Source organism: Streptomyces sp. NPDC085931 (assembly GCF_044540565.1).
Lineage (GTDB): Bacteria > Actinomycetota > Actinomycetes > Streptomycetales > Streptomycetaceae > Streptomyces.
The window spans coordinates 372794-384879 of the sequence record NZ_JBITSK010000002.1 but is presented as its reverse complement, the minus strand read 5'-3'; the positions used below and the strand labels follow the sequence as shown (position 1 = coordinate 384879).

The following is a 12086-nucleotide window of genomic DNA, read 5'->3' as shown; positions in this document are numbered from 1 at the left end:
CTTTGCGCGCCGCGCAACGACCGGAACCATCCCCTTGCGTAGATCGGGAGAGGTCGTGCTCCACACGCATACCCGCCCTACGGTGAGGACATGACTCACGCCCACCCGCACCACCACGCCTCGCCCGGACACCACCAGGACACGACCGGCGGCCAGGCGGACCTCCTCGACCTCGATGCCGAGATCCTCGCCGACCACACGGCCTCCCTCACCGCATGGCTCCCACTCGAGAACGCTCCCCGCCGGATCGTGGACCTGGGGTGCGGCACCGGAGCGGGCACCTTCGCCCTCCTCGACCGCTTCCCCGACGCGCACGTCACCGCCGTCGACAGCTCGTCCGAGCACCTCCGCCGCCTGCGCACGAAGGCCTGCGCCCGCGGCGTGGAGCAGCGGGTGCGCACCGTGCAGGCCGACCTCGACGCCGTCGGATGGCCCGATCTCGGCTCACCCGACCTCGTGTGGGCGTCGGCCTCGATGCACCACATGTCCCGCCCCGACCGCGTCCTGCGCGGCGTCCACGACCTGCTCGTGCCGGGCGGCCTGTTCGCCGTGGTGGAGCTGTCCGGCTTCCCGCGCTTCCTGCCGCCCGGCGCCCCCGAGGACCGGCCCGGCCTGGAGGAGCGCCTCCACGCCGTGACCGATCGCATGCAGGCGGCGCACCTGCCCCACCGGGGCGCCGACTGGGCCCCGCTGCTCGCCGACGCCGGGTTCACGGTCGAGGACCACCGCACTCTCACCGTGAGCGTCGAGGGCTCCCGCGACACGGCCGTCGGCCGCTACGCCCTCGGCGGCCTCCAGCGCATGCGCGGCGCCGTCGCCGGGACCCTGGCCCGAGAGGACCTCGCCGCGCTCGACCGGCTGCTCGACACCGACAGCCCGCACAGTGTCCTGCACCGCGACGACCTGACCCTGCGCACACAACGCACGATCTGGGCGGCCCGCCGCACCTGAGGGGCCGGCTCCGGGCGAGGGGCAGTGACAGGTCCGCGCCCCTCCGGCGCGTCCTCCGCCGTCGACGGCATGCGGCTCATGGACGGCGGAGCGCTGGGTACCCGGGTGATGATCTGGGGGCGGCTGCGCCGTGCTCATCTGTGGGGCCGGTGTGCCATCTGCGCAGTTCCGGGCTTATCCGCGAGCGAGCGGGGAACCCAGAGGATCACAGCCGCCCATCGTCCAGGGCCGGGTCACGTACCCCCCTGAGGGCAGCGCCCGGAATCCTAGGAGTGACTGTGAGCATGCGTATCGGGGTGGAGGAGGAGTTCCACGTCCTGGAGGTGGAGAGCGGCCTGCTCGTGCCGCGCGCCGACGCGATCCTGCGCCGGCTTCCCCGCGAGACCTTCACGACGGAACTGCACCAGTGCACGGTGGAGACCAACAGCGCCGTGCACACGTCCTTGCACGATCTGTACTCGGACCTCTCCCGGCTGAGACGTCAGCTGGACGGCGCCGCGTCCTCGCAGGGCCTCGCCGTGGTGGCCGCCGGGACGGCCCCGCTGGCGCCCGCCGCCGCGGCGCACCCCACGGCCGACGCCCGCTATCACCACATGGCCGAGGAGTACCGCAAGGTCGCCGACGAACAGCTCATCTGCGGCGCCCAGGTCCACGTGGACGTGCCCGACCGCGACACCGCCGTACACGTCATGTGCGAGGTCTCGCCCTGGCTGCCGGTCCTGCTGGCCGTCTCCGCGAGTTCGCCCTTCTGGCAGGGCGCCGACACGGGGTACGCGAGCTGGCGTTCCATGGTCTGGCAGCGCTGGCCCACCGCGGGCCCGGCCGCCTGCTTCGCCGACGCCGCCGAGTACGACGCGGCGGTGGAGGACTTCATACGGGCCGGCGTCATCAGCGACCCGGGCATGATCTATTACGACGTCCGTCCCTCCGCCCGCCTGCAGACGCTGGAACTGCGCATATGTGACGCCTGCCCGCGTGCCGAGACCGTCGTCCTCATCGCCGGACTCTTCCGCGCCCTGGTCACCGAGGCCCTCGAACGGCTGCGCAGGCGCGGCCCCGTATGCGACGGCAAGCACGAGTGGCTGCGGGGCGCGAGCTGGCGCGCCGCCCGGTCCGGACTCGAAGGCATGCTGGTGGACCCCGGAACACACCGTGAGGCGCCCGCGCGCCAGGTCCTGCGCAAGCTGCTGGTCCGGCTGCGCCCCGCGCTGGAGGCGCACGGCGACTGGCACACCGTCCGGGACCTGGCCGAGGCGGCCCTGGCGGACGGCAGCGCCGCCCGGCGCATCCGCCGTACCGCCCAGGAGGAAGACCTCCTCGGCTGCGTCGACCTGCTCATCGCCGAGACCCGCGGCGAACGCGCACACCGCCGTTCCGCGCCGCCCGCCCGCCGGCTCGCCCCGGCCGGCGCCGCGCACGGCCCGCGCTCCGGCGCCGACTCCGCCACGCCGGAGACCATCGGCCCCTGACGAGCCGTACGTGTCATGAGAGCCACCGGACCCACCGTCCCCGCGCGCGGCGGCCCCGCCCGCAGGCGTCCGCCGTCCCGCCGTCACCGGCGCCGCGGCCCTCTCGGATCGCGCCGCCCCCGTGTCCTGCCCCGTGGGCAGCACGTGTGTCCCGACCCCGTGCAGAAAGGTTCTGATCATGTTGTGCAGCACCGCCCCGATACCGACAGGAGGGCGGACACCGCTGGTTTCCGCCGGCAGCCGGAAGGGGGGCGGGACGTCATGTGCGGTCTGAGTGGGGAGATCCGCTTCGACGGCCGGCGGCCCGACCTGGCGGCCGTCGGACGCATGACCGACCGGCTCGCCGCGCGCGGACCCGACGGGCACGGCACCTGGACGCGGGGCGCGGTGGCGCTGGGACACCGGAGACTGAAGATCATCGACCTGTCGGACCGGGGAGGTCAGCCGATGACGGACGCCCGGGGCGAGGTCACCGGCGTCTTCAACGGCTGTGTGTACAACTATCCCGAGCTGCGGGAGGAGTTGCGCCGCCTCGGGCACCGCTTCGAGTCGACCTCGGACACCGAGGTGGTGCTCAACGCCTACCTGCAGTGGGGCACCTCCTGCGTCGAGCACCTGCGCGGCATGTTCGCCTTCGCGATCGTGGAGCACCGCACCGGCCGGGTGATCCTGGCCCGGGACCGCCTCGGCATCAAGCCGCTGTACCTGGCGCAGACACCGGACCGGCTCCGGTTCGCCTCCACGCTGCCCGCCCTCCTGGCCGCCGGGGACGTCGACACCTCCCTCGATCCCGTCGCCCTGCACCAGTACCTGAGCTGGCACGCCACGGTCGCCGCGCCGCGCACCGTCCTCAACGGCGTGCGCAAGCTCCCCCCGGCCACGGTGCGGGTCGTCGAACCGGACGGCAGCCACCAGGACCACTGCTACTGGCAGCCGTCCTACACGCGCCGGGCGGAGTACGACGGCATGAGCCCGGACGAATGGCGGGACGCGGTGCTGGACGCCCTGCGCACGGCCGTGCGCCGCCGCATGGTCGCCGACGTCCCCGTCGGCGTGCTGCTCTCCGGCGGGCTCGACTCCAGCCTGATCGTCGCCCTGCTGGCCGACGAGGGCCAGCGCGACCTGATGACGTTCAGCGTCGGGTTCGAGACGGAGGGCGGCGAGAAGGGGGACGAGTTCTCGTACTCCGACCTCGTCGCCCGGGAGTTCGGCACCGACCACCGCCGGATGATGATCCCCTCCGAGCGGGTCTCCACGGCGCTCGACGGGGCGGTCGCGGCGATGAGCGAACCGATGATCAGCCACGACACGGTCGCCTTCTACCTGCTGTCCGAGCAGGTGTCCAAGGAGGTCAAGGTCGTGCAGAGCGGACAGGGCGCCGACGAGGTCTTCGCCGGCTACCACTGGTACCCGCAACTGGCCGACGTCTCCCGCGAGGGCGAACCGGAGCGCTACGCCGAGACCTACTTCGACCGGTCGCACGCCGACCTCGCCGAGATCCTGCGGCCGGAGCTGCTGCCCGGCACCGACGTCTCGGGCGACTTCGTCCGCAGGCACATGGCCGTACCGGGGGCGCAGACCGCGCTGGACGCCGCCCTGCGCCTCGACACCCACGTCATGCTCGTCGACGACCCGGTCAAGCGGGTCGACAACATGACCATGGCCTGGGGCCTGGAAGCCCGCGTGCCCTTCCTCGACCACGAACTGGTCGAGCTGGCGGCGGCCTGCCCGCCGGAACTGAAACTGGCCGACGGCGGCAAGGGCGTACTGAAGGAGGCGGGCCGCAAGCTCCTGCCCCGTGACGTCGTCGACCGCCCCAAGGGCTACTTCCCGGTACCGGCCATCCGGCACATGGCCGGCCCCGTCCTGCAGCGGGTGCGCGAGGCACTCGAGGCACCGGAGGCCAAGCAGCGCGGACTGTTCCAGGAGCCGTACGTCGCCAAGCTGCTCGGGGCGCCCGACGAGCACCGCACCAGGCGGGGCGCGAACGCCCTGTGGCAGATAGCTTTGCTGGAGATATGGCTGCAGACCCACGGAATCAAATGACCGCTGACCCGGGCGTGCGGGCGGGGGACGGACCGCAGCCGGTCCTGCCCGCCCCCGGGACATCCGGCCCGGCCCCCGCGCCGCTCCGGCAGGGCCGGGCACAGGACCGGCCGGGCATCTCCCGGCCCACGGCCCCGAACGCCGCGCCGCCCGAGCCCGCGGCAGCACCCCCGGCCGCCGCGCCGACCGAGCCCGCCGCAGCGCCCGCCTCCGTCGCGCTGCCGGAGGCGGTCGGCCCCGCGGACGCCGTGACCAGGCTGCGCGCGCACGGCTGCTGGTACCCCTCCGCCGACGCCGACGGCACCCACGCGGCCTTCATCTGCGACCGGGGCGGCGTCCCCCAGCTGTGGGCCGCACCCGTCGGCAGCGACGAGGTGCGCCTGCTCGACTCCTCACCGGACCCCGTCAAAGAGGTGTCCTGGTCGCCGGACGGCCGCTGGATCGCCTACACCACCGCGCCCGGCGGGGGCGAACACACCCGGGTGCTGTGCGTGCGGCCCGACGGCACCGGCCGCCGCATCCTGGCCGGCGCCGACCCGGCCAGCTCCGCCTACCTGGGGTGCTGGGCGCACGACGGCTCGGCCGTCGCCGTCACCGTCGCGGACCCCGCCACCGTGCCGCCGGGCCTCTCCCAGCAGCCCGCGCCCGACCACGGCCCGGCGGACGGCCTGTACCCCGGGACCCGCCCGCGCCCCGACTGGGCCGACCGGGACGGACACGCGACACTCCTCGGCCCGGCCGCCCACGACCCCACGCCCGGCGCTGCGCCGGGCACCGGGCCGGACGGGACGCCGGACGGCACCGCGGCTCAGGCGGCCCGGCCCGGCGGCGGCCTCTCGGTCTACCTGATCGATCCCGACGGCCTCGCGTCTCCCGTGCTGCTCACCAGGGAGACACACGCCGCCTCCCTGCGCGCGTGCGACCTCAGCCGTGACGGCCGCTTCGTCCTGCTGCGCCGCGGGCCGCGCGGACGGCGCGAGGCGGTGCTCCGCCGCACCGCCGACTCCGCGGCCACCTTCGCCCTGCCGGTCGCCGACGGCGACCCGTGGATCGGCCGGTTCTCACGGGACGGTCGGACGCTGTGGCTGCGCAGCGACGCCGACCGGGAGCACGCGGCACTCCTCGCCGTCGCCCTGGACGACGACGGACGGCCGCACCACACCTCCGTCGCGGCCGAACGCGACACGAGCGACCTGGAACTCCTCGCGTTCGCCCAGGACGGCCGCACCGCCGCGCTGGCCTGGAACGCGCAGGGCGTCAGCGAGCTGGAACTCGTCGAGACCTTCCCGACCGGGCACGCCCCCGACGGCACCGGCCCGGCACGCCCCCTTCCCCTGCCCCACGAGGTCGTCACCCGCGTGACCGCCGCCGGAGCCGGGCGACTGCTGCTCGCGCTGTCCGGATCCCAGCGCCGCCCGGGTGTCTGGTGGGCCCACGAGGGCGTGTCCACGCTGCGCACACCCTGGTCCGCCCGGGACGAGGACGCCGTCCCGCCGGGCCGCCCGCCGGTACGCCCCGTGCCCCTGCGCCTGACCGCCCGCGACGGGCTGCCCCTGAGCGGCTGGTACTACCGGGCCCCGGGACGCGCCCCCGACGAACCGGCACCGTGCGTCATCCACCTGCACGGCGGTCCGGAGGAACAGGAACGCCCGGTGTTCCACCCGCTCTACCACGAGCTGCTCGGGCGCGGCCTGGACGTCTTCGCCCCCGACGTCCGCGGATCCCTGGGCCACGGCCGGTCGTTCGTCGACGCGGACCTGGGCGCGGGCCGCTTCGCCGCGTTCGCCGACGTCGCGGACTGCGCGGCGCACGCGGTCACCGCGGGCCCCGCCGATCCGACGCGGCTGGCGGTCATGGGCCCGTCCTACGGCGGCTATCTCACGTTCGCCTCCCTGGTGTGGCACCCGGACCTCTTCCGCACCGGCATCGCCGTGTGCGGCATGTCGGACCTGCTGACCTTCTTCGCCGGTACGGAGCCCTGGATCGCCGAGTCGGCGGCGCACAAGTACGGTCACCCCGAGCGCGACCGCGAACTGCTGCGCGCCCTGTCGCCGATGAGCCGCATCGAAGCGCTGCGCGTCCCCGTGCTGGCCGTCCACGGCGAACACGACACCAACGTGCCGCCGGGGGAGTCCCGGCAGTTCGTACGGGCGGCGCGGGAACGGGGCATCCACGCCGAGCTGTTGATCCTGCGCGACGAGGGCCACGACTTCCAGCGCGCGGACAACCGGCGCCTGTTCCGCCGGGCCGCCGCGGACTGGATGGAACGCCACCTCCTGGGGTGACCGGCCCCCGTACCACGAGGCGCGGTCGGGCACTTACCGGCCGACGGGGCGTTAAACCGCCTTCAACGGTTTGTCACTGCTTCGAGGTAAGCATCCGGCCTCCCCGCCGGATGCGCGCGCCGCAGCGGCTAGCTTGCTGCCGGTGGACGGATCCTCGCGCTCCCTCCCGCCAGTTGCCCGTCCCTCCCTGTGTCCCGGTCGGCGCACCCGTGTGTGCCGGGCGCCCCGTCGTGCAAGGAGAAGCTCCTTTCCATGACCGTCGACAGCAGTCCGGAGACCCGGATCACCTCCGACACACAGCAGCAGTCCCTGAGCACCGCCGCCGCCCGCAACCTCGCCACCACCACCAAGTCCGTCCCGCAGATGCAGGAGATCACCTCCCGGTGGCTGCTGCGCATGCTGCCCTGGGTCGAGGCCGCGGGAGGCGCCTACCGGGTCAACCGGCGACTGCGCCACACCGTCGGCGACGGGCGCATCGAGTTCCTGCAGGAGGGCGCCACCGTCCGGGTGATCCCCCGGGAGCTGGGCGAACTGGCCGTGCTGCGCGGCTTCGAGGACGTCGACGTCCTCACCGCGCTGGCGGACCGCTGCACCCAGCACGACTTCGCGGCGGGTGAGGTCCTCGCCGAGCGCGGCAGCCCCGCCGACCGGATCCTCCTGATCGCGCACGGGCGGATCAGCCAGACCTCCGAGGGCGAGTACGGCCAGGAGACGGCGATCGCGGTGCTCGCCGACGGCGCGCACATCGGTGGAAGCGCCGCCCTGCTCGACGCCGAGGCCCGCCACGACTGCACGTTCACCGCACAGACCGCCGGCACCCTCCTCACGCTCTCCCGCGCCGACTTCGCCGCCGTCCAGTCCTCCGCCCCCCGGCTGCGACGCCACGTCGAGGAGTTCGCCGCCCGCAGCCGGAAGCGGCAGAACAAACACGGCGAGGCGGAGATCGCCGTGTCCGCCGGCCACGTCGGCGAGGCCGAACTGCCCGGCACCTTCGTCGACTACGAGCCGCAGCCGCGCGAGTACGAACTCTCCGTCGCACAGACCGTTCTGCGGATCCACACCCGCGTCGCCGACCTCTACAACGGTCCGATGCACCAGACGGAGGAGCAACTCCGCCTGACCGTCGAGGCGTTGCGTGAGCGCCAGGAGTACGAGCTGGTCAACAACCGCGACTTCGGGCTGCTGCACAACGCCGACTTCACACAGCGCATCCAGCCCCGCTCCGGTCGGCCGACCCCGGACGACATGGACGACCTGCTCTGCCGGCGGCGGGGCACCAAGCTCTTCCTCGCCCACCCCAGGACCATCGCCGCCATCGGGCGCGGCTTCAACGCCTGCGGCCTCTATCCCGACCACGTCGACCTCGGCGGGCAGTCGGTACCGGCCTGGCGCGGCGTCCCCATCCTGCCCTGCAACAAGATCCCGATCAGCAAGGAACAGACCAGCTCCATCATCGCCCTGCGCACCGGGGAGGAGAACCAGGGCGTCATCGGCCTGCGGCAGACCGGACTGCCCGACGAGTACGAGCCGGGTCTGTCCGTACGGTTCATGGGCATCAACGAGCAGGCGATCATCTCCTACCTCGTCAGCACCTACTACTCCGCCGCGGTGCTCCTGCCCGACGCCCTCGGCGTGATGGAGAACGTGCAGATCGCTCCCCGGCCGCACTGAGCCCCCGGGCCGCCCGGGCGCTCCACCGCCCGCAGGCGGTTCCCGGCGCCGCGCCCCGGCCGCACGCCGTGCCGAAGCCCGAAGCGGCCTGCCCGCACCCCGCCCGGTCGGCTCCGCCGACAGGGCCGCCCGTCTCACCGCACCTCCTCGCACGTACCAAGGAGCCGCCGATGCCCGACTCCGGCCCCCTCGGACCACCCCCTCGCCCCCAGCGGCCGGCGCCACCGGCAGCCGTACCGGAGGCCGCCGGGGTGACCGCCCCCGGCCCCCCGGCCCCGCCGTCCGCCTCCGACTTCCTGGCCGCGCTGCATCCGCCCGTCGCGATCCCGGCCCCGGCACCGCCCCGGGCGGCCGCCCCCGCGCGCACACCCGACGCGACAGCGGCGAACACGGCCCTCCAGCGGATCCTGCGCGGACCGACCGGACCGGGCACCAGCTCCCTCTCCGTGATCCGGGGAGACGCACCCCCGCCGCCGGATCCCGTGCTCCCGCCGACCGCACCGCCCGCCGAGGGGCAGGCCGTCCCCGGGCTGTACCACCATCCCGTCCCGGAGCCCGACCCCGTGCGCGTGGAGGAGGTGAGCCGTCGGATCAAGCGCTGGGCCGAGGACGAGGTCCAGCTGTATCCCGAGGAGTGGGAAGGGCAGTTCGACGGCTTCTCCGTCGGGCGCTACATGGTCGGCTGCCACCCCGACGCACCGACGGTCGACCATCTGATGCTCGCGACCCGGCTGATGGTCGCGGAGAACGCCCTCGACGACTGCTACTGCGAGGACCACGGCGGATCCCCCGTCGGCCTGGGCGGACGCATCCTCCTCGCGCACACCGCGCTCGACCACCTCCACACCACCGCGGAGTACACCCCGGCGTGGCAGGAGTCGCTCACCTCGGACGCGCCGCGCCGGGCCTACCGCAGCGCGATGGGCTACTTCACCGGCGCGGCCACGCCCTCCCAGGCCGACCGCTACCGGCACGACATGGCCCGGCTGCACCTGGGCTACCTCGCCGAGGCGGCCTGGGCCCAGACGGACCACGTCCCGGAGGTGTGGGAGTACCTGGCGATGCGCCAGTTCAACAACTTCCGGCCCTGCCCCACGATCACCGACACGGTCGGCGGCTACGAACTGCCCGCCGACCTGCACGCCCGGCCCGACATGCAGCGCGTCATCGCCCTGGCCGGCAACGCCACCACCATCGTCAACGACCTCTACTCGTACACCAAGGAACTCAACAGCCCGGGACGCCACCTGAACCTGCCGGTGGTGATCGCGGAACGCGAGAAGCTCTCCGACCGCGACGCCTACCTGAAGGCCATCGAGATCCACAACGAACTCATGCACGCCTTCGAGGCCGCCGCGGCCGATCTGGCCGAGGCCTGCCCGGTGCCCACCGTGCTGCGTTTCCTCAGGGGCGTGGCCGCCTGGGTCGACGGCAACCACGACTGGCACCGCACCAACACCTACCGCTACAGCCTGCCCGACTTCTGGTGAGAGAACGGACCCTTCCTGTGACCACTGAAACGACTGCCCCGGCCGCCGCGAGGATCCCGGCCCCCGCGACGCCCTACCAGAGGGACATCGCCCGCTACTGGAACAACGAGGCGCGACCGGTCAACCTGCGCCTGGGTGACGTGGACGGGCTCTACCACCACCACTACGGCATCGGCGCCGTGGACCACGCCGCGCTCGGCGACCCGGCGGACAGCGCGTACGAGAAGAAGCTCATCGCGGAGCTGCACCGGCTGGAGTCCGCTCAGGCGGAACTCCTGCTGGACCACCTCGGACCCGTCCAGCCCGGCGACACCCTGGTGGACGCCGGCTGCGGGCGCGGAGGATCCATGGTGATGGCCCACCGCCGCTTCGGCTGCAAGGTCGAAGGCGTCACCCTGTCCGCGGCCCAGGCTGACTTCGGCAACCAGCGCGCACGGGAACTGCGCATCGAGGACCACGTCCGCTCCCACGTGTGCAACATGCTGGACACGCCCTTCGAGAAGGGCAGCATCACCGCCTCCTGGAACAACGAGTCGACCATGTACGTCGACCTGCACGACCTGTTCGCCGAGCACTCCCGCTTCCTCAAGGTGGGCGGGCGGTACGTGACGATCACCGGCTGCTGGAACCCGCGCTACGGCCAGCCGTCGAAGTGGGTGTCCCAGATCAACGCCCACTTCGAGTGCAACATCCACTCGCGACGCGAGTACCTGCGCGCCATGGCCGACAACCGGCTCGTGCCGCAGACCATCGTCGACCTCACCCCCGACACGCTGCCCTACTGGGAGCTGCGGGCCACGTCCTCGCTGGTCACGGGCATCGAGGAGGCCTTCATCGAGTCCTACCGCGACGGCTCCTTCCAGTACGTCCTGATCGCGGCCGACCGCGTGTAGTCAACAGGGGCCGGTGGCACGCCGGTTCGCGCGCTCACTTCTCCAGGAACTCGGCCAGTGCCGCCAGCAGCCGCTCGACGTCCTCCTGGTCGTTGTAGGGGGCGAGTCCGATGCGCAGCCCGCCGCTGTCGCCGAGGCCCAGGTGGCGGGAGGCCTCGACCGCGTAGAAGTGGCCGGCGGGAGCGTGGATGTCGCGGGCGGCGAGGAAACGGTAGGCGTCGGCGGTGTCGTGGTGCTCGAAGGTCAGCAGGAGGGTCGGGGTCCGGTCGGCGGCCCGGGAGTGGACGGTGACGCCCGGGAGCGCGGCCAGCCCTTCGTCGAGCCGGGTACGCAGGGCGCCCTCGTGCGCTTCGAGTGCTCCGAAGGAGGCGGTCAGGCGCTCGCGCCGGGTGCCGGTCGCGCTCGGATCGAGGCCGGCCAGGAAGTCGACGGCCGCGCGGGTGCCGGCGAGCAACTCGTAGGGAAGGGTGCCGAGTTCGAAGCGCTCGGGGACCGCGTCGCTCGAGGGCAGCAGCTTGTCGGGCCGCAGGGTCTCCAGCAGCGCGGGCCGGGCGGCCAGGACGCCGTGGTGCGGGCCGAGGAACTTGTACGGGGAGCAGACGAAGAAGTCCGCCCCCAGTGCCGGCAGGTCGACCAGCGTGTGCGCGGTGGAGTGGACGCCGTCGACGTGGGCGAGAGCTCCCGCCTCGTGGACCAGGCGGCAGATCTCGGCGACCGGGGGACGGGTGCCTATGAGGTTGGAGGCGGCGGTGACGGCGACGAGCCGGGTGCGGTCGGACAGGACGGCACCGATGTCGTCGGCGGTCAGCTCCCCGGTGGCGGGATCGAAGCCGGCCCATCGCACGGTGGCCCCGGCCCGCTCGGCGGCCTGCACCCAGGGGCGGATGTTGGCGTCGTGGTCGAGCCGGGTGACGACGACCTCGTCGCCGGGCGCCCAGGACGCGGCGAGGGTGCGGGCCAGGTCGTAGGTGAGCTGGGTGGCGCTGCGCCCGAAGACGACCCCCGCCGGGTCGGTGCCCAGCAGGTCGGCCATGGCCCGGCGCGCCCCGGTGACGACGGTCTCGGCGTTGCGCTCGCCCAGCGAGTACCGGCCCCGGTTGGACAGGGGCCGTGCCAGCGTCTCGGCGATCGCGTCGATGACGGGCTGTGGCGTCTGCGTGCCCCCGGGCCCGTCGAAGTGGACGGTGCCGGCGGTCAGCGCGGGGAACCGGGCGCGCAGCGCGGCGATGTCGTAGGTCAACGTCGTAGCTCCTGTCGTGGTCGGGCCAGGGGCACGAGTCA

8 protein-coding genes are annotated in these 12086 nt (G+C 73.4%); 7 read left to right on the top strand and 1 reads right to left on the bottom strand.

Annotated features, from left to right (window positions below; translation table 11 throughout):
• Positions 1–90 precede the first annotated feature (90 nt).
• The 7 genes from ACIGAN_RS04605 to ACIGAN_RS04575 all read left to right on the top strand — a co-directional run bounded on the left by ACIGAN_RS04605 (position 91) and on the right by ACIGAN_RS04575 (position 10805).
• Positions 91–951: a class I SAM-dependent methyltransferase gene (locus ACIGAN_RS04605; protein WP_399854818.1), complete on the top strand. Its 861-nt coding sequence runs from the start codon at positions 91–93 to the stop codon at positions 949–951.
• A gap of 284 nt (positions 952–1235) precedes the next feature.
• Complete coding sequence (locus tag ACIGAN_RS04600) at positions 1236–2420, top strand: carboxylate-amine ligase (RefSeq protein ID WP_399855335.1); 1185 nt, start codon at positions 1236–1238, stop codon at positions 2418–2420.
• Between the two features lie 261 nt (positions 2421–2681).
• Positions 2682–4466, top strand: coding sequence for an N-acetylglutaminylglutamine amidotransferase (locus tag ACIGAN_RS04595; RefSeq protein WP_399854816.1), 1785 nt, complete (start codon positions 2682–2684; stop codon positions 4464–4466).
• On the top strand, positions 4463–6751 hold the full coding sequence (locus ACIGAN_RS04590; RefSeq protein ID WP_399854814.1) for a S9 family peptidase: 2289 nt from the start codon (positions 4463–4465) through the stop codon (positions 6749–6751). The genes ACIGAN_RS04595 and ACIGAN_RS04590 overlap by 4 nt, the downstream gene beginning before the upstream one ends.
• A gap of 252 nt (positions 6752–7003) precedes the next feature.
• A complete protein-coding gene (locus tag ACIGAN_RS04585; RefSeq protein WP_399854812.1) occupies positions 7004–8422 on the top strand; it encodes a family 2B encapsulin nanocompartment shell protein in 1419 nt (472 codons plus the stop codon).
• Positions 8423–8592: 170 nt separating this feature from the next.
• Positions 8593–9912 carry a family 2 encapsulin nanocompartment cargo protein terpene cyclase gene (locus ACIGAN_RS04580; RefSeq protein ID WP_399854811.1) on the top strand — a complete coding sequence of 440 codons (1320 nt, stop codon included), beginning with the start codon at positions 8593–8595 and terminating at the stop codon, positions 9910–9912.
• Positions 9913–9929: 17 nt separating this feature from the next.
• A complete protein-coding gene (locus tag ACIGAN_RS04575; protein WP_365743148.1) occupies positions 9930–10805 on the top strand; it encodes a geranyl diphosphate 2-C-methyltransferase in 876 nt (291 codons plus the stop codon).
• A 34-nt stretch (positions 10806–10839) separates the two neighbouring features.
• On the opposite strand, the gene ACIGAN_RS04570 is transcribed toward ACIGAN_RS04575, so the two are convergent.
• Positions 10840–12045: a cysteine desulfurase-like protein gene (locus ACIGAN_RS04570; protein WP_365743146.1), complete on the bottom strand. Its 1206-nt coding sequence runs from the start codon at positions 12043–12045 to the stop codon at positions 10840–10842.
• Positions 12046–12086 lie beyond the last annotated feature (41 nt).